At 70.7% G+C, this 24,702-nt stretch carries 27 protein-coding genes; 16 read left to right on the top strand and 11 right to left on the bottom strand.

The window, feature by feature from the left end; all coding sequences use genetic code 11:
- Nucleotides 1-6: 6 nt before the first annotated feature.
- Nucleotides 7-1,617 (top strand): acyl-CoA synthetase, encoded by a 1,611-nt coding sequence (locus tag QC180_RS13735; RefSeq protein WP_278263081.1) that lies wholly within the window; start codon nucleotides 7-9, stop codon nucleotides 1,615-1,617.
- A 6-nt stretch (nucleotides 1,618-1,623) separates the two neighbouring features.
- Here QC180_RS13735 and QC180_RS13740 read toward each other — a convergent pair whose 3' ends face one another.
- Nucleotides 1,624-2,652 carry a beta-ketoacyl-ACP synthase III gene (locus QC180_RS13740; RefSeq protein WP_278263082.1) on the bottom strand — a complete coding sequence of 343 codons (1,029 nt, stop codon included), beginning with the start codon at nucleotides 2,650-2,652 and terminating at the stop codon, nucleotides 1,624-1,626.
- 88 nt (nucleotides 2,653-2,740) lie between these two features.
- On the opposite strand from QC180_RS13740, the gene QC180_RS13745 reads away from it, so the two are divergent.
- Nucleotides 2,741-3,322, top strand: coding sequence for a TetR/AcrR family transcriptional regulator (locus QC180_RS13745; protein WP_278263083.1), 582 nt, complete (start codon nucleotides 2,741-2,743; stop codon nucleotides 3,320-3,322).
- Nucleotides 3,323-3,387: 65 nt separating this feature from the next.
- Here the strand turns inward: QC180_RS13745 and QC180_RS13750 are convergent, their stop codons facing one another.
- Together QC180_RS13750 and QC180_RS13755 are read right to left on the bottom strand one after the other, a co-directional pair.
- Nucleotides 3,388-4,296 carry an alpha/beta hydrolase fold domain-containing protein gene (locus tag QC180_RS13750; RefSeq protein WP_278263084.1) on the bottom strand — a complete coding sequence of 303 codons (909 nt, stop codon included), beginning with the start codon at nucleotides 4,294-4,296 and terminating at the stop codon, nucleotides 3,388-3,390.
- Between the two features lie 18 nt (nucleotides 4,297-4,314).
- Nucleotides 4,315-4,857 (bottom strand): YaeQ family protein, encoded by a 543-nt coding sequence (locus QC180_RS13755; RefSeq protein WP_278263085.1) that lies wholly within the window; start codon nucleotides 4,855-4,857, stop codon nucleotides 4,315-4,317.
- Nucleotides 4,858-4,919: 62 nt separating this feature from the next.
- On the opposite strand from QC180_RS13755, the gene QC180_RS13760 reads away from it, so the two are divergent.
- A complete protein-coding gene (locus QC180_RS13760; protein WP_278263086.1) occupies nucleotides 4,920-5,348 on the top strand; it encodes a DUF8021 domain-containing protein in 429 nt (142 codons plus the stop codon).
- On the opposite strand, the gene QC180_RS13765 is transcribed toward QC180_RS13760, so the two are convergent.
- The 5 genes from QC180_RS13765 to QC180_RS13785 all read right to left on the bottom strand — a co-directional run bounded on the left by QC180_RS13765 (nucleotide 5,345) and on the right by QC180_RS13785 (nucleotide 8,716).
- Nucleotides 5,345-5,689, bottom strand: a complete 345-nt coding sequence (locus tag QC180_RS13765) for an MmcQ/YjbR family DNA-binding protein (RefSeq protein ID WP_278263087.1) — start codon at nucleotides 5,687-5,689, stop codon at nucleotides 5,345-5,347. The genes QC180_RS13760 and QC180_RS13765 overlap by 4 nt on opposite strands.
- 35 nt (nucleotides 5,690-5,724) lie before the next feature.
- The gene (locus QC180_RS13770) at nucleotides 5,725-6,603 is read right to left on the bottom strand and encodes a metal ABC transporter permease (protein WP_278263088.1); all 879 of its coding nucleotides are present in this window, start codon (nucleotides 6,601-6,603) and stop codon (nucleotides 5,725-5,727) included.
- Between the two features lie 10 nt (nucleotides 6,604-6,613).
- Complete coding sequence (locus QC180_RS13775; protein ID WP_278263089.1) at nucleotides 6,614-7,342, bottom strand: metal ABC transporter ATP-binding protein; 729 nt, start codon at nucleotides 7,340-7,342, stop codon at nucleotides 6,614-6,616.
- The gene (locus tag QC180_RS13780) at nucleotides 7,339-8,274 is read right to left on the bottom strand and encodes a metal ABC transporter substrate-binding protein (RefSeq protein ID WP_278263090.1); all 936 of its coding nucleotides are present in this window, start codon (nucleotides 8,272-8,274) and stop codon (nucleotides 7,339-7,341) included. Before QC180_RS13780 ends, QC180_RS13775 begins: the two co-directional genes overlap by 4 nt.
- Before the next feature lie 67 nt (nucleotides 8,275-8,341).
- On the bottom strand, nucleotides 8,342-8,716 hold the full coding sequence (locus QC180_RS13785; RefSeq protein ID WP_278263091.1) for a cupin domain-containing protein: 375 nt from the start codon (nucleotides 8,714-8,716) through the stop codon (nucleotides 8,342-8,344).
- A 78-nt stretch (nucleotides 8,717-8,794) separates the two neighbouring features.
- Between QC180_RS13785 and QC180_RS13790 the strand changes: the two genes are divergently transcribed.
- Together QC180_RS13790 and QC180_RS13795 are read left to right on the top strand one after the other, a co-directional pair.
- Nucleotides 8,795-9,247, top strand: coding sequence for a MarR family winged helix-turn-helix transcriptional regulator (locus tag QC180_RS13790; protein WP_278263092.1), 453 nt, complete (start codon nucleotides 8,795-8,797; stop codon nucleotides 9,245-9,247).
- A 207-nt stretch (nucleotides 9,248-9,454) separates the two neighbouring features.
- Nucleotides 9,455-9,685, top strand: a complete 231-nt coding sequence (locus QC180_RS13795) for a hypothetical protein (RefSeq protein WP_278263093.1) — start codon at nucleotides 9,455-9,457, stop codon at nucleotides 9,683-9,685.
- On the opposite strand, the gene QC180_RS13800 is transcribed toward QC180_RS13795, so the two are convergent.
- A complete protein-coding gene (locus QC180_RS13800; RefSeq protein ID WP_278263094.1) occupies nucleotides 9,686-11,110 on the bottom strand; it encodes an amidase in 1,425 nt (474 codons plus the stop codon).
- A gap of 45 nt (nucleotides 11,111-11,155) precedes the next feature.
- Nucleotides 11,156-11,857 carry a DUF8020 domain-containing protein gene (locus QC180_RS13805; RefSeq protein WP_278263095.1) on the bottom strand — a complete coding sequence of 234 codons (702 nt, stop codon included), beginning with the start codon at nucleotides 11,855-11,857 and terminating at the stop codon, nucleotides 11,156-11,158.
- Between the two features lie 99 nt (nucleotides 11,858-11,956).
- Here QC180_RS13805 and QC180_RS13810 point away from each other — a divergent pair, with 99 nt between their 5' ends.
- The 10 genes from QC180_RS13810 (at nucleotide 11,957) to QC180_RS13855 (ending at nucleotide 22,378) form a co-directional block, all read left to right on the top strand.
- Complete coding sequence (locus QC180_RS13810; RefSeq protein WP_278263096.1) at nucleotides 11,957-13,216, top strand: ATP-grasp domain-containing protein; 1,260 nt, start codon at nucleotides 11,957-11,959, stop codon at nucleotides 13,214-13,216.
- Nucleotides 13,213-14,040 (top strand): hypothetical protein, encoded by an 828-nt coding sequence (locus QC180_RS13815; RefSeq protein WP_278263097.1) that lies wholly within the window; start codon nucleotides 13,213-13,215, stop codon nucleotides 14,038-14,040. The genes QC180_RS13810 and QC180_RS13815 overlap by 4 nt, the downstream gene beginning before the upstream one ends.
- Nucleotides 14,037-15,071 (top strand): PLP-dependent cysteine synthase family protein, encoded by a 1,035-nt coding sequence (locus QC180_RS13820; RefSeq protein WP_278263098.1) that lies wholly within the window; start codon nucleotides 14,037-14,039, stop codon nucleotides 15,069-15,071. Before QC180_RS13815 ends, QC180_RS13820 begins: the two co-directional genes overlap by 4 nt.
- Nucleotides 15,068-16,357: an MFS transporter gene (locus QC180_RS13825; RefSeq protein ID WP_278263099.1), complete on the top strand. Its 1,290-nt coding sequence runs from the start codon at nucleotides 15,068-15,070 to the stop codon at nucleotides 16,355-16,357. The genes QC180_RS13820 and QC180_RS13825 overlap by 4 nt, the downstream gene beginning before the upstream one ends.
- Nucleotides 16,354-17,301 carry a GHMP family kinase ATP-binding protein gene (locus QC180_RS13830; RefSeq protein ID WP_278263100.1) on the top strand — a complete coding sequence of 316 codons (948 nt, stop codon included), beginning with the start codon at nucleotides 16,354-16,356 and terminating at the stop codon, nucleotides 17,299-17,301. The genes QC180_RS13825 and QC180_RS13830 overlap by 4 nt, the downstream gene beginning before the upstream one ends.
- Nucleotides 17,298-18,110, top strand: coding sequence for an ABC transporter ATP-binding protein (locus QC180_RS13835; protein ID WP_278263101.1), 813 nt, complete (start codon nucleotides 17,298-17,300; stop codon nucleotides 18,108-18,110). The genes QC180_RS13830 and QC180_RS13835 overlap by 4 nt, the downstream gene beginning before the upstream one ends.
- A complete protein-coding gene (locus tag QC180_RS13840) occupies nucleotides 18,107-19,186 on the top strand; it encodes a FecCD family ABC transporter permease (RefSeq protein ID WP_278263102.1) in 1,080 nt (359 codons plus the stop codon). The genes QC180_RS13835 and QC180_RS13840 overlap by 4 nt, the downstream gene beginning before the upstream one ends.
- 26 nt (nucleotides 19,187-19,212) lie before the next feature.
- Nucleotides 19,213-20,187 carry an ABC transporter substrate-binding protein gene (locus QC180_RS13845; RefSeq protein ID WP_278263103.1) on the top strand — a complete coding sequence of 325 codons (975 nt, stop codon included), beginning with the start codon at nucleotides 19,213-19,215 and terminating at the stop codon, nucleotides 20,185-20,187.
- Complete coding sequence (locus QC180_RS13850; protein ID WP_278263104.1) at nucleotides 20,184-20,726, top strand: GNAT family N-acetyltransferase; 543 nt, start codon at nucleotides 20,184-20,186, stop codon at nucleotides 20,724-20,726. Before QC180_RS13845 ends, QC180_RS13850 begins: the two co-directional genes overlap by 4 nt.
- Before the next feature lie 89 nt (nucleotides 20,727-20,815).
- Nucleotides 20,816-22,378 (top strand): AIM24 family protein, encoded by a 1,563-nt coding sequence (locus QC180_RS13855; protein WP_278263105.1) that lies wholly within the window; start codon nucleotides 20,816-20,818, stop codon nucleotides 22,376-22,378.
- A gap of 56 nt (nucleotides 22,379-22,434) precedes the next feature.
- Here QC180_RS13855 and QC180_RS13860 read toward each other — a convergent pair whose 3' ends face one another.
- A complete protein-coding gene (locus QC180_RS13860) occupies nucleotides 22,435-23,724 on the bottom strand; it encodes a hypothetical protein (RefSeq protein WP_278263106.1) in 1,290 nt (429 codons plus the stop codon).
- A 379-nt stretch (nucleotides 23,725-24,103) separates the two neighbouring features.
- On the opposite strand from QC180_RS13860, the gene QC180_RS13865 reads away from it, so the two are divergent.
- Nucleotides 24,104-24,661, top strand: coding sequence for a hypothetical protein (locus QC180_RS13865; protein ID WP_278263107.1), 558 nt, complete (start codon nucleotides 24,104-24,106; stop codon nucleotides 24,659-24,661).
- The last annotated feature ends 41 nt before the right edge of the window (nucleotides 24,662-24,702 follow it).

Genomic DNA, 24,702 nt, shown 5'->3' on the forward strand with positions numbered 1-24,702 from the left:
ATCGCCATGGCCAACAACTTCGCCGACCTGTTCGAACACGCCGTCGACGCCGTGCCCGACCGGGTGGCGCTGCTCGAGCGGGAGCGGCGGCTGAGCTTCCGTGACCTCGACATCCGGGCCAACCGGCTCGCCGACCAGCTGGCCGCGCTCGGCGTCGGGCACGGCACCCACGTGGGTTTCCAGCTGCACAACAGCATCGAGACCGTGGAGACGCTGATCGCCTGCTTCAAGCTGGCCGCGGTCCCGATCAACATCAACTACCGCTACGGGCCGACCGAACTGGCCTACGTCTACGGCAATGCCGACCTCGAAGTTCTGCTCTACCACGCGTGTTACGGCGCGGCGGTACACGAGGCCCTGGCGCACACCCCCGCGCTACGCACGGTGATCCGCGTCGAGGACGACCGCGCCGCCAGCGAACCCGGCGCGGACGACCTGCGTTACGACGCCCTGATCGCACGGGGAAAACCCTTCCGCCCCACCGTGACCCGTACCGCCGACGACCTGTTCATGATGTACACCGGCGGCACCACCGGCCTGCCCAAGGGCGTGATGTGGCGTCAGGAGGACATGTGGCGCGTGCTCGGCGGCGGCATCGACTTCTACAGCGGCGAGCCGGTACGCGACGAGTATCAGCAGTCGGCCACCGGCGCGCAAGCCGTGCCGAGCACCTGGTTCGTGCTGCCGCCGTTGATCCACGCCGCGGCGATGATGCCCACCTTCACCGCGCTGTGGTCGGGCAACGCGGTGCTGTTCGAGCCCCGGTTCGATCCGGCGCGGATCTGGGAATCCGTCGCCACGCACCGACCGCACGTCATGGTGATCACCGGCGACGCCATGGCCCGCCCGCTGCTCGACGAGTTCGCGGCCCGGCCGGTGGACGCGTCGTCGCTGCTGGTGATCGCCTCCGGGGCGGCATTGCTGTCGCAGCCGGTGAAGAACGCGCTGCTGGAACAGTTCCCGACCTCGATGGTCTCGGATTCGATCGGGTCGTCCGAAACCGGTTTCGGCGGTATCGGATTCGCGCAGAAGGACGATGATCCCGGGCGCGGGCCCCGGGTGCAGACCGGGCGCGGCGCGGTGGTGGTCGACGCGGACGGGCGGCTCGTGGCGCCCGGTGAAGAGGGCTGGCTGGCCAAGACCGGCGCGGTGCCGCTGGGTTACTACAAGGACCCCAAGCGCACCGAACGGCTGTTCAAGACTGTGAACGGTGCTCGCATCGTCGTCACCGACGACCGCGCCAGGGCCGAGACCGATGGGTCGATCACGCTGATCGGACGCGGCAACATGGTGATCAACACCGGCGGCGAGAAGGTGTTCCCGGAGGAGGTCGAGGCGGTGGTGAAATCCCACGACGCCGTCTACGACGCGGTGGTCATCGGGGTGCCACACGAACGCTGGGGTCACCAGGTGGCCGCGATCGTCTCGCTCACCGACGGCCACGTCTTCGACCCCGCCGCCCTGCGCGCCCACCTGCGCCCGCACCTGGCCGGATACAAGATCCCGCACCGGATCTGGCTGGCCGACACCATCTCCCGCTCCCCCAGCGGCAAACCCGACTACCGCTGGGCGCGCGACTACGTCACCGGCCGCGCCCCGGATCACGCGGCCGACTGAGCCGATTCAGGCGATGGGCGGCAGGTGCACCACCTGGCCCGCGTAGGCCAGACCCGCGCCGAAGCCGAGCAGCAGGGCGGTGTCGCCGGGTCGGGCGGCGCCGGTGCGCAGCAGCTGTTCCATGGCCATCGGGATGGAGGCGGCGCTGGTGTTGCCGGTCTCGACGATGTCGCGGGCGATGGCGACCGAGTCCGGCAGGTCCAGGGTGCGCACCAGGGCGTCGGTGATGCGGCTGTTGGCCTGGTGCGGGACGAACGCGTCCAGCGCGTCGGCCGCGACGCCCGCGTTGGCCAGCGCCTCCCGGCACGCCTTCTCCAGGAAGGTCACCGCCCAGCGGAAGACCTCGGTGCCGTTCATCCGGATGTACGGGCGCACGGCTTCGGCGCCCTTCTCGGCCACCTCGATGAAGTATTCGGCGAAGTCCTTGTCCTGCTTGATCGCCGAGGTGCGGCTGCCGTCGGAACCCCAGGCCACCGGGCCGATGCCCTCCTGCTCGGCCGGACCGACCACGACCGCGCCCGCGCCGTCGGCGAAGATGAACGCGCAGGTGCGGTCGGCGGTGTCGAGCAGGTCCGAGAGGCGTTCCACGCCGATCACCAGAACGTGGCGGGCCTGGCCCGCGCGCACGAGGTTGGCGGCGTCGGCCAGGGCGTAGCAGAAGCCCGCGCAGCCCGCGGAGATGTCGTAGGCGGCGGTGTCGTGCATGCCGAGTTCGGTGGCGACCACGGCACCCGCCGAGGGGCCGAGCACCATCTGCGAGGACGTGGCCAGCACGACGGCGTCGATCTGCTCGGCCGCGATCCCGGCCGCGGTGAGCGCGTCGCGGGCGGCGGCCACGCTCATACCGACGATGGTCTCGGTGTCGTCGGCCCAGTGCCGAGCCTCGATCCCGGAGCGGGTCTTGATCCACTCGTCGGAGGAATCGATGGCCTCGACGATCTCGGCATTGGGCACGACCCGGCGCGGGCGGTAGACGCCGAGGCCGAGAATTCCCGTATGGGTGACCGGAACAGCGGTGGCGATGGGGGTGGGCATGGCATCCTCTCCATATGAACCGATCGGTTCACCTGGAATAGGTCTAACATGAACCGATCGGTTCAATCAAGGGTTGGGAGGAGATCGGATGGCCGCCGGACCACGCGCCCGACTGATCGAACACACCATCAGCACTGTCCAGCAGCACGGCGTGCACGCGGCCGCGCTGAGCGAACTGCTCAAGCGCAGCAACACCTCACGCAACTCGCTGTATCAGCACTTCCCTTCCGGCAAGGGCGAATTGGTGCAGACGGCGGCGCGCATCGTGTCGCGGCTGGTGTACTCGCACGTGAGCGCCATGGCCGACGCGCTGCAGACCACGCCGTCGGTGCAGCAGTGGGTCACCGATCTGCTGGCCTTCTGGCGCGTGCCGCTCGAGGAGTCCGATTTCAGCGCGGGCTCGTTCATGATGGCGGCCGCGCTGGACGAACTGGACCCGGCCGTGCAGTCGGTGGCCGGTCAGGCCTTCGCCGAGTGGACCGCCCGCCTGGCCGACGGCATCGTCGCCACCGGCATCGAACGCGCCACCGCCGTCTCCCTGGCCGGTTTCCTGCTCACCACCATCGAAGGCACCATCGTGCACAGCCGCGCCCTGAAGTCACCCCACCCCTTCGACCAGGCCGTCACCCAGCTCACCATCCTGCTGAACCTGCACCTGTCCCAGCGCTGAGTCAGCAACACCGCGGCCCGTGTCGTCCGAGTATCAGGGCGATGAGCGACTACCGGTCATCGGGCTCAGCCGGTCAGGTCCGCGCGGAGGATCTCGACGATGGTGTGGCGGGCGGCGGCGCCCTCCGGGGTGGGGGTCAGGGGGTAGACGTGGACGAGGCCCGCGCGCTCGTGATAGTCGACCTCGACGTCGGCGGCGCGGGCCTTGCCGATGAGCAGGCGAGTATCGGGGTTGAGGATGTCGTGGGTGCTGCTGAAGACGGTGAGCGGGCCGAGGCCGGTGAAATCGCCGAACAGCGGGCTCACCATCGGGTCCTTCATCGGTAGTTCGCCGCGCCAGTGTTCGCCGAAGACGAGCGCGCCCTCGCGGCCGAGCCAGGGGTCGTCGGGGAGCACGTCGTCGATGGCCGGGTTCTCCAGGGTGAGGTCGACCGCGGGTGAGATCACCACGGTGCGTGGCACTTTTACTTGGACCGTGTCGCGCAGGTGCAGCGCGGTGGACAGGACGATTTGACCGCCCGCGGAATCGCCGACCAGGAAGGTGGGCCCGTAGCGCTCGGTGCTCGCGAGGAACAGCTCAGCGAACCACGGAATCACCTGGGCCGCGGTACCGGTGGGGATCAGCGGGTAGATCGGGACGGTCACCGTGAGGTCCAGCTCGGCGGCCAGCCGCGCGGCCAGCCGCCAGTGCTGGGAGACGATCTCGCCGACCCAGCCGCCGCCGTGCGCGTATATCAGCCCGCCGCGAGATCGCCCCGACAACGGGGTGAGGGTGAACACCGGCCTGCCCTGATCGACGGTCGAGGTGACGGTGACCCCGCGCAGTCGGGTGGGTGGCTGATAGGAGGCGGGCGCGGCGGCGCACCGCGCGATGTAGGCGTGGGCCGCCGCCACGTCGACGTACTTGCGGTTGCGGCGGGTGAGCCGCAGGAACGCGGGCAGCACGAACCGGCTCAGCACACTGACATCGGACACCCTGGCGACGATACGGGCTCAGGCCAGCCGGTGTTCGGCGATCTCGCCGCGCAGGCTGGTGCCGTTGAGGTCCAGGTAGAGCACGCCCTCGGTGACCGAGAGGACCGCGGTGTTGCGGCGATCGACCAGCGCTGCGGCCGCGTCGACGAAGGCGCGCTCGACGCCGTAGAGCGGGATGTCCTCGGCGCGATGGATCTTCTTGCCCGCGTACTGCGCCAGCACCTTGGCCGGATCGCGGTGCGTGTAGACCGCCGCGCGACCAGCCAGCTTGCTGCCGCGATGCACCCGGTCGGCATCGGGCGCGCCGACCTCGATCCAGGCGGTGACGCGGCCGGTCAGATCGCGGATCTGCACGGCCGGTTCGTCGGTGGCCGAGATACCGCCCTCGCTGAACACGATGCCCTCCTCGTACTGCAGGCAGTAGGCGAGGATGCGGGTGACCATGTACTCGAGGGTCTCCGACGGGTGGCGGGCGACCCGCAGCTCGAGGTCCTCGTAGACGCCGCGGTCGACGTCGGCGAGTTGGACGGCGAAATGGTGCAGGGTTGCGCTGAGTGCCATAGGAGCTCCGAGCCTACCGGGCCCCGCTTGCGCGGACCGGTCCGGACCGCCAGCATCTCTGCATGCGAATCACCCATGTTTCAGCCCTGGCCGCCGTGCTGGTCACCCTCGGCACGGCAAGCGCTGCGGCGCAAGCGAACCCGGCCGACACCCCCCGCCAGGCCATCGCCCGCAGCTACCTCGACGCGCTGGTCTCCCACGACGCCAGCGCCGTCCCCTTCGCCCCGGACGCGACCCGCGTCGAAGCCGGTTTCCAGACCGGCTACTCCGGCCCGCAGCTGGCCCACGACCTCGAACACGGCCTGCAGTATCGCGTGATCCAGGGCATCCGTGACCTCACCATGTCCGAATCCGGCGACACCGTCAGCACCCGCTACCTGCTCGACACCGGGGTCGCGGGCGTGCGCCTGACCACCGTCGAGATCGTGGAGACCTTCGTCATCCCGGTCGACTCGATCCAGACCATCGAGGCCACCATCACCCCGGTCTAACCGCCCTCCTGGTCGGTGACCAGGGCGCGGGGCGCGGCTTGCCGCCAGGAGTCGGTGACGATGGCGGCGAGCTCGTCGCGGTCGTCGAGGGCGGCCAGCCGCACCCGCACCCAGGCGTTGTTCGCCTCGTGCGCGGCGATCCAGAACTTGTCCGGCTCGGCCGCCACCAGCTCGTCGCGGTCGAGGATCGGACAGCGCACCGCCATCGAGGTCTCCTCCTCGGGCAGGGTGAGGAACAGCCTGCCCGCGACCTTGAATATCGGCATGCCCCAGGCGAAATGCTCGCTGACCTCGGGCAGCGCGAGGGCTAGGGCGCGGACGTCGTCCCCGGTGGCGTTCATGCGCGCGATCATCGCAGGACCGACCGACAGGCGGACTAGACCGCGGCTTTCGCGGTCGCCGCGCGGGCGCGGGTGGCGGTGAGGCGGCGGCCGATGATGCCGTGGCGGGGGGCGAAGAGGTAGACGAGGGTGAAGGCGACGCCCTGGGTGACCACGACCATGCCACCGGCGGCGGTGTCGAGGTGGTAGCTGAGGTAGAGGCCGGTTACCGCGCAGAGGACCGAGATGGTCGGGGCGATGAGGAGCATGCGGGAGAAGCGGTCGGTGAGTAGGTAGGCGGTGGCGCCGGGGATGATGAGCATGGCGACCACCAGGACCACGCCGACGGCTTGCAGGGCGACCACGGAGGTCAGGGCCAGCAGCGCCAGCAGGGCGGTGCCCAGCACGCGCGGGTTCAGGCCGATGGCGTGGGCGTGGGTGGCGTCGAAGGCGTAGAGGGTGAAGTCGTGGCGTTTGAGGACCAGCGCGGTGAGGACGATGGCGGCCAGGATCATGATCTGGACCATCTCGCCCCGGCTCACGCCCAGCAGATTGCCGAAAACGATGTGGTTGAGGTCGGTTTGGCTCGGGGTCACCGAGACCAGGACCAGGCCGAAGGCGAACAGCGTGGTGAACACGATGCCGATGGCGGCGTCCTCTTTCACCCGGCTGGTGTCGCGCACGACGCCGATCAGCGCGACGGCCAGGAAGCCGAAGACCACCGCCCCCACCGCGAACGGCCAGCCCACGATGTAGGCCAGCACCACCCCGGGCAGCACCGCGTGCGAGACGGCGTCGCCCATCAGCGACCAGCCGATCAGCACCAGCCAGCACGAGAGCACCGCGCAGACCAGCGCGGCGGTAACGGTGGTCGCCAGCGCGCGCACCATGAATTCGTAGCGCAGCGGTTCGATGAAGAATTCCTCGAGGCTCATCAGGTCTTCCTCACGCGTCCACATCGAGGCCGAAGGCCTTGGCCAGGTTCTCCGGGCGCAGCACCACATCCGGGTCGCCGTGTTCGAGCACCCGCCGGTTGAGCAGCACGGCCTCGTCGGCCAGGGCGGGCAGGGCGTGCAGGTCGTGGGTGGAGACCAGGATGGTCGCGCCGTCGGCGGCCAGCTCGCGCAGCAGCGCGGTGATGGTGGCCTCGGACCGCTTGTCGACGCCCGCGAACGGTTCGTCGAGCAGCAGGATGGTGGCCTCCTGCGCGATGCCGCGCGCCACGAACGCCCGCTTCTTCTGCCCGCCGGACAACTGGCCGATCTGGCGGTCGGCCAGCTCGGTGAGGTCGACGCGGGCCAGCGCCTCGGCGACGGCGGCGCGGTCGGCCCTGCTCGCGCGACGGGTGAAGCCCATCTTCCCGTAGCGGCCGGTCATGACGACATCGCGCACCGAGAGCGGGAAACTCCAGTCGACGTCCTCGGATTGCGGGACGTAGCCGAGGGTGCCCGCCTTGCGGGCAGCGACGGGGGCGCGACCGTTGATCAGCACCCGGCCGCGGTCGGGGGTGACCAGGCCCATGACGGTCTTGAACAACGTGGACTTGCCCGAGCCGTTCATCCCGATCAGCCCGCACACGCGGCCGGATTTCAGCGTCAGCTCGACATTGTCCAGGGCGAGCACGTCCCCGTAATGGACTGTCACGTCCTGGATCTCGACAACCGGTGCGGTCACTTGGGCACTCCGGACAGGGCGGTCGCGATGGTGGTCGCGTCGTGGCGGATGAGCTGCAGGTAGGTGGGGACCGGGCCGTCGGCCTCCGACAGCGAGTCGACGTACAGGGTGCCACCGAAGCGGGCGCCGGTGGCCTCGACGACACGCCGCATCGGCGCGTCGGACACCGTCGACTCGCAGAACACCGCGGGCACCCCGCGCTGGCGCACGAAGTCGATGGCCGAGCCGATCTGCTGCGGGGTGGCCTGCTGTTCGGCGTTGACCGGCCAGATGTACTTCTCGGTGAGACCGGCGTCGCGCGCGAGGTAGGAGAAGGCGCCCTCGCAGGTCACCAGGGCGCGATGGTCGGCGGGCAGGGTGTTCACCGTGGCGACCAGGTCGTCGCGGACGGCGCCGAGTTCGGCCTTGTAGGCGTCGCCGTTGGCGCGGTAGGCGGCGGCGTTGTCGGGGTCGAGGTCGGTGAAGGCGCGGACCATGTTGTCGACGTAGATCTGCGCGTTCACCGGCGACATCCACGCGTGCGGATTGGGCTTGCCGCGGTAGGCGTCCTCGCCGATGTCCATCGGGGTGACTCCCTCGCTGACCACCGCGTGCGGCACGTCCAGATCGGCGACGAACTGGGCGAACCAGGCCTCCAGGTTCAGGCCGTTGTCCAGGATCAGGTCGGCCTTGGCGGCCTTCTTGATATCCCCGGGGGTGGGTTCGTACCCGTGGATCTCGGCGCCCACCTTGGTGATCGACTCCACCCGCAGATGGTCTCCGGCGACATTGCGGGCCATGTCGGCCAGCACGGTGAAGGTGGTGAGGACGACCTTCTTGCCGTCGTCCTCCGCCCTGACCCCACCACAGGCGGTGAGCGCGATCGCCACCGCACTCAGCACAACCGCCGCCAGCGCCCGGCGACCCGACGCACGATAAAACCCAACCCTCATTCCAGAATTATATTGTTCGGGTCACCAAACTTTCAAGTTCAAAGGCCGAAACAGGTCGGTGGACGGCTCAGGACGCCCAGGGCGGGGTGAAGGTCGAGCCATCGGGCAGTTCCGCGGCGAAGCCGGTCCGCACGGTGACGAGCAGGGTCGCGGCCACCGCGCCCGGATTGGCGAGCGCGATGGTCGAGCCCGCCGGGGCGACGACGGCGTCGCCGGGTTCCAGCCGCGCGGATTCGCCGTCGACGGTCAGCACCACCTCCCCCGACAACACCACGAACGCCTCCTCGCCGAGGATGCGATGCGGTACGCCGGTCGAGTCGGGCGCGACTTCGGTCTGCCAGACGCAGAGTTCGGCGCTGCCGATGCCGGGCCGGATCAGCGAGGTGAAGCGGGCGTTGTGGACCTCGTGCACGGGGGCGTCGGTGGCGCGGACGACAGGCATGAATCTCTCCATTCAGTCAAGCAACTTGCCTATATGGTCAACCTGGTTGACTACCATGTCAAGTGCCACAATGACTTCGTGCCCACGAATCCGCCGCCCACCGGCGACCTTCCGCTGCTCTTGCTCGCCGCGGCGGCCGAGGTGAGTCGGGCGGTGCAGGACGGGGTCGCCGCCGCGGGCTTCCCCGACATCCGCCCCGCGCACGGTTTCGCCTTCGCGCGGATGGCGCCCGACGGGGCGACCGTGGGCGAGATCGCCGAGCACCTCGGCGTCACCAAGCAGGCGGCCAGTCAGCTGGTCGAGGATCTGGTCGGCAAGGGTTACGCCGACCGCAATCCGCACCCCGCCGACGCGCGCGCCCGGCTGATCACCCTCACCGAGCGCGGGTGGGCCTGTACCCGTGCGGCCGACGCGGCCCTGGCCGAATTCACTCGCGGGTGGGGCGAAACGCTCGGCGCGGGCACGCTTGCGCAGGTCAGGCAGGCTCTCGCGCGCGTGGTGACTCCCGGCCGCGTACGCCCTCATTGGTGAGGCGTAACTCTTTCACCGATCTTCGCGATGCCCAGGCGAATACCTGTTAATCGGAAGAACAGGATTTTCAAAAAGACCACCGTGGCGAGACGGTGCGCGGCATACTCGGCATCGAGCGGTGACGCGCCACCGCGGCCACCCGGACCAGCCGTCCGGGGAGCGCTCTCGTCACACATCTCACCGTCTCTCGTGATCCCCGGAGGGTCCATGTCCTCGCTCGCCACCGTCGACTCGGTCGACACCATCACCCGTCACAAGTACGAGCGGTTGCAGTACACCGGCTCGGCCGGTGTCGTCACCTCGCTCGAGGACGCGCGACTGGTCGCCCGCTGGCGGCTCGACCACCCCGGCTGGACCGGGGAGCACTGGGCCTTCGAGGCCGGAACGGCCAGCCCCGGACGGCTGCGCCCGATCAATGTGGCCGCGCGGCCGAACTGATCAGGCGGCGCCCGCGGCGGCGGGACGGTCGACGATCCGGGGGAAGGGGCTCGTCGACTCCAGCTGATAGGCCAGGTCGAGCAGGGTCCGCTCGTCGCCGCGACGCGCGGCGAGCTGGACCGAACCCGGCAGACCCGCGGGCAGCAGGCCGTGCGGCACCGAGATGCCGGGCCCACCGCCGACATTGTTGAGCGGCGTGAAGCCGACGTAGTCGACCAGCTTGGTGAACAGTTCCTCGAAGGGCTGGCCCGGAGCCAGCTCACCGATGCGCGGCGCGGGATGGGAGAGCACCGGGGTCAACAGCACGTCGACATCGGCGAAGTGCCGGTCGTAGGTGGCCGTGCCCGCGCGCAGCCGCCAGGTGGCCGCCGCGGTGGCGAACGGATTGCGCTTGACCAGGCCGATCAGACCCTTGGTGAACGGATCGAGCTTGCCCGCGTCGAAATAGCCGCGGTGCCCGATCCGGAACGACAGCGTCATGGCCGCGGCCATCACCGCCCAGTACTGCTTGAAGTCCTCGACGAAGCCCGGGTCCACCGCCAAGCGCATCTCGACGATCTCGTGGCCGAGCCCGGTGAGTACCTCGGCCGCCGACGCCAAGATCGTCGCGTTGTCGGGATGTACCTGGCGACCCAGCACGTCGGCGGTGATCAGGCCGATACGCAGGCGGCGCGCGGTCGGACCCTCGACCAGCCCGACCGGCGGCAGCTTCGGATTCGGCCGGAACTGCTCGACCGCGGCCAGGTAGTGCGCGGTGTCGCGGACCGAGCGGGTGAGCACGCCCTCGGTGACCAGTTGCACCGGCAGGCTGCGCGCGCCGGGCTGGTCCAACAGCCGGTTGCGGGTGGTCTTCAGCCCGACCAGGCCGTTGGCCGCGGCCGGGATGCGGATCGAGCCGCCACCGTCGTTGGCGTGCGCGATCGGCACCGCGCCCGCGGCGACCAGCGCCGCCGACCCGCCCGAGGACGCGCCCGCCGAGTACTCCGGATTCCACGGATTGCGGGTGGGCGCGCGGCCGATGAACTCGGTGCTGGCGGTGAGACCGAACTCCGGCAGCGTCGACTTGCCCAGCACGACGACGCCCGAGTGCAGGAACTGCGCGCCCGGTCCGTCGGTCGCGGTGGCCGGGTGCGGGGTGAACGCCGCCGACCCGTGGCAGCTGGGCAGCCCGGCGATATCGGTGTTGTCCTTGACGAAGGCCGGGACCCCGGCGAACACCCCCGCGGTCTCCGGTGACGACTGCGCCCGCTCGAAACAGGCCAGTTGCACCGCGTCCAGGCTGGGGTCCACCCTTCGGGTCCGCTCGATCGCGGCCGCGATCACCTCGGCCCGGCTCACCTCCCCGGCGCGCAGTGCCGCGGCGACGCCGACCGCGTCCAGCGTGCCGAGGGCGTCATCAGTGAATCCATGGACGGCGGAGCTCATAGCCGCAGCGTAATGCGCGACGGCCCCCGCCGCAGGACCGATCGCTTACTTCGCTGGCGCGGTGAAGGGCTGGTTGATGGTGGTGAAGTACTGGATGGCCGCTCCGATCGCCACCGGGGCGGTGATCAGGATCTGGCCCGCGACCGCGCCGAGCGAGCCCATGGCCAGCACGCCGCCGATGCAGCCCACGGCGGCCGCCGGGATGAACGGTCCGAACAGGCCGATGATGGTCGCCGAGGCGACGGTGGCACCGGCGATACCGCCCAGGACGCAGCCGACCGCGGCCCCGCCGATTCCGCCGACCAGGGTGGCCACGGCCGCGCCGAGGCTGATCGTGCTGGTCATCCGCGACCAGGCGGCCTGCTCCCGGTCGTACTCCGACTTCCACGGCGCCTTGTCCTCGAACGGCAGCGCGACCGGCTGGTAGACCGCCTTGGCCATGTCCAGCTCGGGGGTCAGGGTGGCCTTGCCGCCGCTGATCTCGGCGGCGATCGGGAACCGGAAGTCGTCGATGGTGAAGGTCAGCGGGGTCGCGGCCACCACGGTGCCCGCCCGGTCGCGGACCTGGAGGGCGCCGTCGGCGACGACCAGGTCGCCGTGCTCGATCTCGATGATCGAGGCCGTGTCGGTGGCGTGCGCGGTGAACGAGACCGGCTGCTCGGGCGCCTGCGCCTGACCGGTCGCGGCGGTAACACTCAGCGCCGCCAGCGAAAGTGCGACGGGCACAACGATTTTCCTCAACAACATGGGTTTCCTCATCAGATTTCCGCCGAACGGGTGCTCGGCTATCGACATGTTAACGATAATGGTTATCATTTACACCTCGATGAGGGCATGGAGGAACACGTGGGACATCTACTGATGGTGGAGAGCTGGGTCGGCTCGATGAGCAGCCTGCTCCCGGCGGGCATCGCCGACAGCGGACATCGATTCAGCTTTCTGACCAGGGATCTCGGGCACTACCTGCGCACCGCGACCACCCATCCGCACCCCCTGCTCGGGGCGGAGAACGTCTTCACGGCCGAGACCAACGACGAGGCGACGCTGCTGCCGTTCGTGCGAGACCTGCACGGCGTCTTCGGTTTCGACGGGGTGCTCACCTCCTGCGACTACTACCTGCCGACGGTCGCCGCCATCGCCGCGGAACTGGGGCTGCCCGGTCCCGGCCGCGCGGCGGTCGCCGATGCCTGCGCCAAGGACCGGACCAGGCGGATCACCCGAGCCGCGGGCGTGGCCGGGCCGGAATTCGCCGTCGCGCAGGGCTGGGACGAGATCGCCGTCGCGGCGAAGGAGATCGGGTATCCGCTGGTGGTCAAGCCGGTCGACCTGTGCGGTGGCATGTTCGTCGGCCTGGTCGCCGACGACGACGAGTTGCGCGCCGCCGTCGACCGGATCGCCGCCTTCGCCGTGAACGCGCGCGGCCAGCGGCGCGCCCCGCAGATCCTGCTCGAAGAGTGCGTGGACGGACCGGAATTCAGCGTGGAGACGGTGACCGCCGGTGGCCGGACCACCGTGATCGGCGTGACCGACAAGCAGCTCACCGGCGCTCCGGCCTTCATCGAGTGCGGGCACATGTTCCCGGCCGCGCTCGCCCCGGCCGACGCCACCGCGATCGCCGAACTGGCGGTCTCGGCGGTCGAGGCGCTGGGACTCGACGCGACGGTGGCGCACACCGAGATCCGGCTCGGCGCCCGGGGTCCGCGACTGATCGAGGTGAACCCCCGTCCCGGCGGCAACCGGATCACCGAACTCGTGCGCCGGGTCACCGGGATCGATCTCACCGCCGTCCAAGCCCAGGTCGTCACAGGCGCGATCCCCGATCTCACCCCGCGCGACACCGGCGTCGCCAGCGCGGCCGTGGCCTTCGCCGTGCCCGACCGCACCGGCACCCTGACCCGAATCGACGGCACGGACGGCTGGGCCGACGACCCGCGCGTCGTCGAGCACCGGCTGGCCGACCTCGGCACCGCCGTGCGCCCCGCGACCGACAACAACAGCTATCTCGGCCACGTGCTGGTCACCGACGAGAAGCCCGGCACCGCAGGCGATCTCGCCCGCACGCTGCTCGCGGGTGTCCGGTTCGAGCTCGACGGCGGTGCCGCGTGATCGTGTCCACCCTGCGTCCGTCCTCGCTGGCCGAGCTGCTGGGCGCCGCTCGCGACGGCCTGCTCGGGCCCGACCCGGCCACCCTGCGCGCCTCGACCGCGTTCCGCACCAGCTACGGCACCCGCCACCCCGGCCGCACCGGCGGCTACCGCAACGAGGTGCTCAGCGTCCGCGTCGGTGCCGCGGTGGGTTCGTGCGGGGTCGAACCCGGTTCCGCCACCGACGAACTCGTCGACGACTGTGTGGCGGCCACCGTCGCCGAGCTGCTCGACCACCCGTCACCACCCGTCCGCGTCGCCGCCCTGGACGTATATCTGATGCACAGCTGTCCCCACCCGCGCGCGGCCGGAACCGAGGGCACGCCCGTGGTGATCGACGGGCCGACCTCGCTGACCAAATCCCGCCGCCGGGCCGCGGTGGTGGTCGATCTGTTGCCCGCCGGGGTGCGTCGGGTCCTGGTGGTCGGGGTGGTCGGGTCGCTGCTCGCCGAGCTGCGGGCCCGGTCGATCGGGTACCTGCCGTGTGATCTGGCGGGTGGGGTCACCGAGTGGGGTGAGCCGGTGTTCGAGTCGGTCGCGGCGGCGCCCGGCGACTACGACGGGTTGCTGGTCACCGGAATGTCGCTGGGGAACGGCAGTTTCGACGACCTTCGGAGGGTGGCGCTCGAACGCGAGCTGTCGCTGGTGCTGTTCGCGCAGACCGGGAGCGCGGTGCTGCCGTGGTTCCTGGGCAGCGGGGTGCACGCGGTCTCGGCGGAGCCGTACCCGTTCTTCTCCCTCGACGGCGGGCCCAGCACCATCGTCACCTATCGGGAGCCGCGATGATCGCGCCCCAGCCCGCCCTGCTCGACCTGATCGGGCGCACGCCGGTCGTCCGGATTCCGGCCGGAACAGGCTGGTATACCGCGAAATTGGAGTCCGCGAGTATCGCCGGGATGAAGGCGCGGGCCGCCGTGTCGATGTTGCGGGCCGCCGCGAGCAGGGGTGAGCTGGCACCGGGTGCGCCGATCATCGAATCCACCAGTGGCACTTTGGGGATGGGGCTCGTGCTGGCGGGCAAGGCGCTGGGCCATCCGGTGGTGCTGGTCGTCGACGACGAACTGGAACCCGATCTGCGCGCGCTGTTCTCGGCCTACGGCGTGCGATTGGAGGTGGTCACCGAACCGCATCCGATCGGCGGTTGGCAGCAGGCCAGGCTGGACCGGCTGGCCGAGTTGCGGGCCGAGCTGCCCGGCGCGTACTGGCCCGACCAGTACGACAACCCTGACAACGCCAGCGGCTATCGCGCGATGGGCGAGGAGATCCTGGACCAGGTCGAGCGGGTCGACGTGCTGGTCGCCTCGATCGGGTCGGGCGGACACTGCGCCGGGCTCACCCAGGTGCTGCGCGGCCGCTGGCCCGAGCTGCGGGTGATCGGGGTGGACGCGGTCGGCTCGCGGATCTTCGGTCAGCCCGACCGGCGCAGACTCATGCGCGGGCTCGGCAGCAGCATCCTGCCGCGCAATGTGGCCTATCCCGATTTCGACGAGGTGCACTGGGTGGGCGCGGCCGAAGCCGTCGCCTCGTGCCGGGCGCTGGCCGCCGCGACGGGTCTCGCGGGTGGTTGGAGCACCGGTGCCGCCGCGCTGGTGGCGGGCTGGGCAGCCGCGCGCGAACCGGACAGCCGGGTGCTCACGGTGTTCCCCGACGGACCGCACCGCTACCTGCGCACCATCTACGACGACACCTGGTGTCGGGCGCACGGCCTGTTCGCCACGCCAGCCACCGCGCCGACGACCGTCGCCGACCCCGACCAGGAGGTGCGCAGCTGGGGCCGCTGCGCGCTGGTCCGCGATCCCGCCGAGGTGCCCGCGTGAGGGAATTCGCCGCGCTGCCCTGGGCGGTGCGACTGCTGTTGATGAACCATCTCGTCGGCCATATCGGCTTCTACCTGCTGGTCCCGTTCCTGGCCGACTATCTGCTCGACGATCTGGCCCTGTCGGCGGCCGTGGTCGGCGTCGTGCTCGGCGTCCGCAATCTCAGCCAGCAGGGGCTGTTCCTGGTCGGCGGTTCGGCGGCCGACCGGCTGGGCGCGCGCGGGGTGATCACCGCCGGGCTGGCGATCCGGGCGATCGGATTCGCGCTGTTCGCCGTCGGCGGTTCGCTGCCGGTGGTGCTGGCGGCCGCGGTGCTGACCGGGTTCGCCGGGGCGCTGTTCAATCCGGCGGTCCGCGCGCTCATCGCCCGCGACAGTGGCACCCGCTCGGCGCAGGCGTTCGCGCTGTTCGCCGTGTTCGGCAATGCCGGTGCCGCGATCGGGCCGGTGGTCGGAACCCTGCTGATCGCGGCCGGTTTCCGGATGAGCGCGGTGGTGGCCGCGGCGATCTTCGCGGTACTCGCGGTGCTGCAGTGGGCGCTGCTGCCGGTGCGTCCGGTGCCCACGCCCACGGCCGGGCTCGGCACGGATTTCGCGACGGTGTTCACCGACCGCCGGTTCTGGGCGTTCGCGCTGGCCCTCATGCCCATGTTCGCGTTGCAGAGCCAGATCTATTTCCTGTTCACCCTCCAGGCCCAGGACAGTGCCGCACCCGGACACGGGCCCGCGGCGGTGGCCACGCTGTTCGTGGTGGAGACCATCGCCGTGGTGGTCCTGCAGGTGCGCGTCACCGGGGTGCTGGCGCGCTCGCCGCGGCGCGGTCCGGCGATGGCGCTGGGGATGGCCGTCATCGGCGGGGCCTTCCTGATCCCGCCCGCCTGCGCCGGGCTGGCCGACACCGCGGGAAACGGTCTCGCCGACACCATGATTCGCGTCGCGCCGGTGGTGCTGGCCGCGGTCGTGCTCGCCCTCGGGGTGACGGCGGCCCAGCCCTTCGTCAACGAGGCCATCGGCCGTTTCGCCTCCGACCGGCTCACCGGAACCTATTTCGGCGCGTTCTACCTGGCCTCGGGCCTGTGCACGGTCGCGGGCACCGCCCTCACCGGCGCGGTTCTCGACCGCACCGGCGGCGCGCTGAGCTGGCCGCCCGCCCTGCTGTGCGCGGGCGCCGGGATGACCTCGGCGGCAGCGGTTCTCGCCCTGCATCGGCGAAATCTGTTGCCCGACGACCGATCCGCGGAAACTCCGCACGCCACGGCACCTTCCGAAAGGTCAGCACCACGATGACGGCTCAGTACACTCCCCCACCAAGAGTCGGCACCGGGCGCGCGGTCGGTAGCTGTGGCGAACTGCTGCAAGGCGTCACCGAGCACGATCGGCATTTCCTCGTCACGCTGCCCATCCGCCGGGGGTCGGTCGCCGTGTTCGAGCCGGGCGACGACCCGGTCAGCGTTTCCCCGCCGCACAAGTCGAAGGCGCGGCGGCTCGCCCGCGCCATGGTCGCCAGGTCCCGTGTGCTGCGCGGCGGACGACTCACCCTGCGCGGCGACCTGCCCGAGGGCAAGGGCTTGGCCAGTTCCACCGCCGATCTGGTCGCCACCGCGCGCGCCGTCGCCGACGCCGAACGCCGGGTGCTGCCGATCACCGAACTCGAGGCCGACCTGCGCGTCATCGAGCCCTCCGACGGGGTGATGTATCCGGGCACGGTCGCCTACTGCCACCGGGAGGTCCGGCTGCTCGCCCGACTGGGCACCCTGCCCGCGCTCACCATCGTCACCAGCGACGAGGGCGGGCTGATCGACACCGTCGAATTCAACCGTGTCGAACCGTGTTTCACCGCTACGACCAAGCGCGAGTACAGCGGACTGCTCACCGAACTCGGCACCGCCGTCGCACACGGTGACCTCGCCACAATCGGCGCGGTGGCCACCCGCAGCGCGGTACTCAGCACGACCTTGCGCGAGCGCCCGCACCTGGCATCCACCATCGCGGCGACGCGGGCGCTGGGCGGGCTCGGCGTGGTGGTCGCCCACAGCGGGACCACCACCGGCATCCTGCTCGCCGACGACGACCCCGACTACCCCGCGAAACTCGCCTCCGCCCAGGCGATCTGCGCCGAATTCGCCTGCGCGACCAGCGTCCATCACTCGTGGCGACCGCTGCCACGCCCCACCGCGCGACCCCATCCCGTCGACCACCCCGCCGCCCTCCCCGGGAGTACTCCGTCATGATCACCGTCGACCAGCTCCGCTTCTCCTACGACGGACGAATCACCCTCGACGACATCACCTTCCACACCGAGCGCGGCGAGACCGTCGGGCTGATCGGCCCCAACGGGTCGGGCAAGTCGACGCTGCTGCGGCTGATGTATCGCGCGCTGCGGCCAGCGGGCGGAACGGTGGTGATCGACGAGACGCCGGTGGCGGACCTGCGCGGACGCGACCTGGCCGCGCGGCTGGCCGTGGTCGCCCAGGAATCCCCACCCGACACCCCGGTGACCGTCGCCGAGACCGTGCTGCTGGGCCGCTCCCCGTGGGTCGGCGCGTTCCAGGGGTATTCGCGCGCGGACCGGATCGCGGCGGCGGCCGCCCTGGAACGCGTGGGCGCGCGCGGTCTCGCCGACCGCGCCTACGCCACCCTCTCCGGCGGCGAACGCCAGCGCGTCCTCATCGCCAGGGCCCTGGCCCAGCAGGCCGACCACCTGCTGCTCGACGAACCCACCAACCACCTCGACATCCGCTACCAGCACGAATTGCTCGGCCTGGTCCGCGAACTCGCCACCACCACGACCATCGTCGTGCTGCACGAGCTCAATCTCGCCGCGCGCTACTGCGATCGGCTGGTGCTGCTCGACGGGGGTCGCATCGTCGCGGCGGGGCCGGTCGAGGAAGTCCTCACGCCGCGCGTCCTCGAACCCGTCTACGGCATCACCGTGCGCCGGACCAGCGCGTTCGGCGCCGTGCAACTGCTGTTCGGCCCGGCCGCCGAGGTGGCGGCGGAACCGACCGATCCCGCCGACCGAAAGGCCACCGCCCGATGACGACGACGCTGCTCGACGACCCCGGCGTCGACGACCTCGACCACGGCCGCGACCGAGGTCGCACCCGCTGGTGGATCGGCGGACTCACCGCCGCGCTGGCCATCGCGATCGTCCTGGCCGCCGGGCTCGGGCCGGTGACCGTCCCGCCGATGACGGTGCTGCGCATCATCGGCGGGCACACCCTCGGCCTTCCGGACGTCGCCGACTGGAGCACCGCGCAGGACTCCATCGTCTGGCTGGTCCGGGTGCCCCGGGTCCTGCTCGGCGCGCTGGTCGGGGCCGCGCTGGCGGTCAGCGGCGCGGTGCTGCAGACCGTGGTGCGCAATGTGCTGGCCGACCCGCACATTCTCGGCGTCACCTCCGGCGCGTCCACCGGGGCCGCGGTGTATCTGCTGTTCGGTGTCACCGCGGCCACCACCACCGCCGCGCTGGCCGCCAGCGCGTTCGCCGGGGCGCTGGCCGCGACCGTGCTGCTGTTCGTGATCGCCCGGATGAACGGGCAGCTCACCTCGCTGCGACTGCTGCTGGCCGGGGTGACCATCGGCTACATCTTCGCCGCGGCCACCAGTTTCCTGGTCTTCGCCTCCGATCGGCCCGAAGCCGCCCGGACCGTGCTGTTCTGGCTGCTCGGTTCGCTCGCCTCGGCGGGCTGGCCGTCGGTGGCGACCACGGCGGCCGTCGTCGCGGCGGCCTGCCTCGCGGTGCTGCTCATGGCCCCGCGTCTGGACGCGCTGGCCGCGGGCGAGGACACCGCGCGCACGCTCGGCGTCGCCCCGCAGCGGGTGCGGCTGTGGGCCCTGCTGATCGTGGCGCTGGCCGTCGGCGCCGTGGTGGCGGTCGCGGGGTCCATCGGCTTCGTCGGGCTGATCGTGCCGCATGTCGCGCGGCTGTGCGTCGGTGGCACGCATCGGCATCTGCTGGTGGTGAGCGCGCTGATCGGGGCGCTGTTCCTGGTGATCGCCGATGTCGCCGCGCGCACCGTCTTCGCGCCGCGCGAGCTGCCGCTGGGCATCGTCACCGCCGCCGTCGGCGCGCCACTGCTGCTGGTGCTCATCCGCAGGCTGCGCGCGTCCTGAATTTCGCACTCCCCGAAAGGAACACCATGAACACCCGCTCCACCCCGCTGCGCCGCGCGGCGATCCCCTTCGCCCTGCTCACCAGCATGGTGGTCGCCGGATGCGGCACGCCCGCCCCGGCCACCACCGCCACCGCGCCCGGCTTCCCGATGACGATCTCGAGCTGCGGTCGCGATGTCACCTTCGCCAGTCCGCCGCAGCGGGTGGTCACCGTCGGGTCGGTGGCCGCGCCGCTCATCGCCGCCGCCGGTGCCGCCGACCACATCGTCACCCGGACCTTCGAGGCCGCCGCGTTCCCCGGTCAGTACGGCCCGGCCCTGGACGGCATCGAGATCACCGCGCCCACCGCCGAACTCGCGCGCGAGGAGATCATCAACCGCACCCCGGACCTGGTGGTGAGCGTCGAAGGGCTCTCGGTGACGCCCGAAGACCTCGCCGCGGTGAACATTCCGCTGATCGTCACCCGCGGGTACTGCCGCGACGCCAAGGGCTCGCTCGACGACATCCTCGCCGACATCACCCTCTACGGAAAGCTGTTCGGCACCTCGGCCGCCGCCGACGCCGAGGTCGCCGCGCTGCGGGCGCGGGTGGACGCCGTCACCGCACGGCACCGCGACGACCGGACCAGGACCAAGGCGGCGGCGCTGATCATCTCGCGCGACGGTGCCCAGCTCAAGGCCTACGGCACCCAGAGCACCGTCGACGAGCAGATGCGCATCCTCGGGCTGGACAACGTCTACGGCGATGTCACCAAGCGCAATTTCGAGATCGGCACCGAGACCCTGCTGGCCCGCGATCCGGAGGTGATCATCCTGCTCACCCAGGGTGACCAGACCCCCGAATCGGTGCGCGCGGCGCTGCGGCAGCGCGCGGAACTGGCCGGAGTGGACGCGATCCGCTCCGACCGGATCATCGTGGCACCCTTCGGGTACACGGGCCCGGGGCCGGTCGCCGTCGAGGGACTGGAAGTGCTCGACCGCGAACTCGGCGCGCTGCGATGACGGCCGTCGCCGCCGGATATCGGGTCCGGCTCGCGCGGGCGGAGGATCTCGCGGGCGCGCGCAGCGTCATGCTCGACACCTTCTATCAGGTCTTCGGCATCGGCTACCTGCCCGAATACCACCAGGACGTGATCGATCCGGACAGCGCGTATCTGCGGCATCCGCGCAATCGACTGTGGGTGGCCGAACTCGACGGGACCGTTGTGGCCACCACGGCGATCCGTGCCCAGGGCCCCGCGCATCCACCGCACCCGGCCGAACTCGCCGCGCGCTATCCCGACGAGACCACCGCCCAGCTGTTCCGCGTCTACGTCCGGCCCGAACACCAGCGGCACGGGCTGGCCACCCAGCTGGTCCGGGCGGCCGTGGATCACGTCCGCGACACCCCCGCGTTCGACCGGCTCTACCTGCACACCGACGCGCGCACCCCCGGCGCGCTGGAGTTCTGGCTGACCTTCGGTGACATCGTGCACGACGCGCGCGGTCCACACAGCGGCTTCCAGACGGTGCATCTGGAGATTGCGCTGGATCGCGGCTGACGCTGGCGCGGTCGCGACACACACGGCACTATCGAGGTCGTGGAAGACTTCCGAATCGGACAAAGCACCCGTTCGCGAGGTGTGGTGTCGTGACCGCGCTGGCTCGTGGGGAGAACCGGCCCGCGCCCGGTGACGAGTTGACCGTGACCGTGGCCAGTTCCGCCTCGGTCGACGTATCGGCGCTGCTGCTCACCGAGGCCGGGAAGGTGCGCTCGGACGCGGATTTCGTGTTCTTCAACCAGCCCGCCGGGCCGGGCGTGGTCTACCGGCACGGCAACGGGGGCCCCGACGTGGTGCAGGTGCGGACCTCGGCGCTGCCCGCCGATATCGACCGGGTGGTGGTCACCGCCAGCCTCGACGGCCGCGGACCCGCCACCTTCGCCGCGGTCGGCCAGCTCACCGCCACCATCGGATCCGGCTCGGACACCCTGACTTTCCCGATCTCCGGGCTCACCACCGAGAGCGGTGTGGTGTGCGTGGAGATCTACCGGCGCGGTGGCGGCTGGAAGGTCCGCGCGATCGGTCAGGGCTACGACGACGGTCTGGCGGGCATCGCCTCGGCCTTCGGCGTCAACCTCGACGACGAGCCCGAACCGGCACCACCCGCTGGTGCCGCTCCGACTGTCGCCTATCCACCCGCCGGAAATCCGCCTCCCGGATATCCCGCTGCCCCGCCGGGAGCCCCCGGACAGTTCCCGCCCACGCCGCCTGGACAATTCGCGCCGCCGCCGGGCGGGCAGTTCGCTCCACCCGCGCCTCCTGGCGGCGCGTCCGGGCCGGGCCATTTCCCCCCGGCGACACCGAACTCCCCCGCCCAGTACCCGCCGCCGTATCCGGGTGGTCCGTCCGGCGCACCCGGTATGCCGGTCCCGAACACCCCGGGCCAGCAGCACTCTTCGTTCGCCTCTCAGCAAGGAGCCCCGCCCGTGCACAGCGACCTGTTCGATCCCTCGCACGCCGAGGTCAACGGCCTCGGCATCCAGAAGCAGGGCGGCAAGATGGTGAAGGTCGGGCTCAACGGGGAGGTGATGGCCCGGTCCGGGTCGATGGTGGCCTACCAGGGCGAGTTGCAGTTCCAGGCCCTGGGTTCGGGCGGAATCGGGCGGGCCATCCGCCAGCATCTGACCGGGGAGGGCGTGCCGCTGATGAAGGTCAGCGGGCGCGGTGACCTGTTCCTGGCCAACAGCGCCGCCGACGTGCACCTCATCGACCTCGACGGCAGCGACGGCCTCACCATCAACGGCGCCAATGTGCTCGCCTTCGACCCGACCCTGCAGTACGACATCGGCCGCGTGCAGGGCGCCGCGGGCTACGCCTCCAACGCGGGCCTGTTCAACTGCGTGTTCACCGGTCGCGGCCGCATCGCCATCACCACCCACGGGTCGCCGGTGGTCCTCACCGTCGACCAGGCCACCTACGCCGACCCCAATGCCGCCGTCGCCTGGTCCTCCAGCTTGCAGACCGGCATCAAACGCAACGACTCCTTCGGCCTGGGTCGTCTGATGGGCCGCAGCACCGGCGAGGCCAGCACGCTGTCGTTCACCGGCCGCGGCTTCGTCATCGTGCAGCCCTCGGAGTTGCCCCCGGGCGGGCTCATCGGCGGCACCGGCGGCGGCCAGCAGGCCGGAACCGGCGGCAGCATCTTCGGCTAGAGACGACTCCGGCGGCACACCCACGAGGGTGCGCCGCCGGAACGGTGTTTCAGGACCTACGAGCCCGCGCGTTCCTTGCGGGCCTGGCGACGGGCCTCACGCATGGCGTTGAGTTCCTGCTCCAGGCTCTCGGCGATGCGGAACTGGCCGGTGTCGTAGACATTGACCGGCTCGATGGCCTCGTAGCCGAAGTTGGCCTCGGCGAAGGCCTTCTCGACGCGGGCCTCGATATCGGAGATGGTGCTCTTGCGGGCCGCGGGGACCGCGTCGGCGGGCTTGGTCTGCTCGACGGGCTCGGCGGCGGGCGTCGGCGCGGGCTCGGGCGCGGCGGCGGGCACCGCGGACTTCTTGGTGGCCTTCTCCGAGGACGAGGGCTTGCCGATGCCGAAGCGCTTGCGCTTCTCGGTGGGACGACCATTGCCGACGGGCTCGCTCGGCGTCCAGGCGGGCTCCCGGGTGACCGGCACGGTGGGCGCGGTGCTGGTGATCGGCTCGGGGCCGGGCGTGCCGGTCATCGGCGGCTGGTAGGTCAGGCGCACCGAATCGGCGGGCTGCCGGTTGAGCAGGCTCTCGGCCGGGTCGGGCATGTCCCTGACCTGGCTGGTCGCGCGGGTGATGGCCAGACCGTAGCGCGCGCTGGCCGCGTCGTGGATGAGCAGCGCGACACCGATCATCACCGGCGCCACCGCGTGCACGGCGGCGTCGTACCAGCGCCCGTCGCGCACATAGGGATAGGTGTTGAGGGTGACGGTGAGACCCAGCAGCGCGAGCTCGGCGAGCGCGACCTGACGCCGATTGTCGATGACGCCCCACTCGGCGACCTTGTTGGTGCCGACCATGATGATGATCAGACACACGCTGATCATCGCCTCGAGCAGATAGCTGAACCAGAACAGCGGATCGCTCGGCCCGCCCGGCGCGATGTTCTGCTGGACGTTCACCGCCGACCACAGCATGCCCGCGCCGACGACGCCCGCCAGCGCTTTGAGCGACCACGACCGATGCCGGTACAGCGAAGCCAGCTTCGCGTGCGGGCTCGATTCGCGCCGCTGGGAGGCCATCGCCTTTCTGGCGAGCAGCAGATCTCGCATGTCGGCCTTCTCGATCGCTTCGGTGGTCTGGCGGGCCCGGTCGGACGCCTGCGCCATCGCCTGGGTGTGCTTCCAGCGCTGTTCGCGATCCTGTTCACGGATGCGTTCGGCCAGTTCCCGTTCGGCGCGCAGCTCGTCTTCCGACAGCGCGTCGGTGAGCGCTGGGTCGAACTGATAGGCCAGGCGCCCGCGCGCGCGTTCCACGCGCTGGGCGAGCTGGGTGACGTCGTCCTCGAGCGGAGTCTCGATGGTCATGCCACACCACCGCCCCGGCGTCGCGAAGGCAGGCGGGTGACCACACGTGTGAACGGCACACGCCATTCTTAGTCCATCCACCCTCGAGCGCGAAACCGATGCTCGGACACCGCTCCCCAGACACGGCGCGCCGCGCGCGACACGCGCAACGGAACCTGCGGATTTCGCGGGCTGCGAAGATAATCGCCGCCCGCCGTCCGCAGCGGAGTTTCCGGCCGTTCGGTGCTCGACTGTTGCCGAACAGTGTTCGTGTCCCGAGTACGCCGGGCGTGTCGGTTCACCGGGCGACCCGGCCGCGCGCGCAATAGGGTGGTGCGAAACGGGGGGCCGCCGAAGGGGTTCGGGGCCCACCCGCGAGATCGATTCCGAGGGTGGAGAATTGACCGAGTACACCGAGCCGGACCGCGCCGTCGCCGACCGGCTCGAGCCGTGGATCGCGCGCCTGGGCGCCGACCGCAAGGCCTACCAGAACCACGTGTTGCGGGTGCTGCGCTTCGCCGACCTGCTCTTCGCCCGCACCGGCGAGCCGGGACCGCCACCGAGCACGCGCGAGGAGTTCGTCACCGCGGCGACCTTCCACGATCTGGGCATCTGGGCCGCGGCCACCTTCGACTATCTCGAGCCGTCCTGCGCGCTGGCGGGCGACTGGCTGATCGCGCACAGCCGCGAGGACCTCTCCGAACTGGTCTGCCGGATGATCCGCGACCACCACCGCATCCGCCCGGCCGGTCGCGCCGCCGATCCGGTGGAGTTGTTCCGCCGCGCCGATCTGATCGACGTCTCGTGCGGCGCGCGACGCTTCGGCCTATCGTTCGCGACCTACGCGGGCGTCGTCCGACGACTCCCGGACAGCGGCTTCCACCTCAAGCTCGCGGAGCTGACGATGCGCCGCGCGCTCATCCATCCCCTGTCTCCGTTACCGATGATCCGCTGGTGAGAGGCTATTTCTCCGATATTATTGTCACGCCGCCAATACTG

Origin of the sequence: Nocardia anocheti (assembly GCF_029675105.1) — a bacterium.
Classification (GTDB): Bacteria; Actinomycetota; Actinomycetes; order Mycobacteriales; family Mycobacteriaceae; genus Nocardia.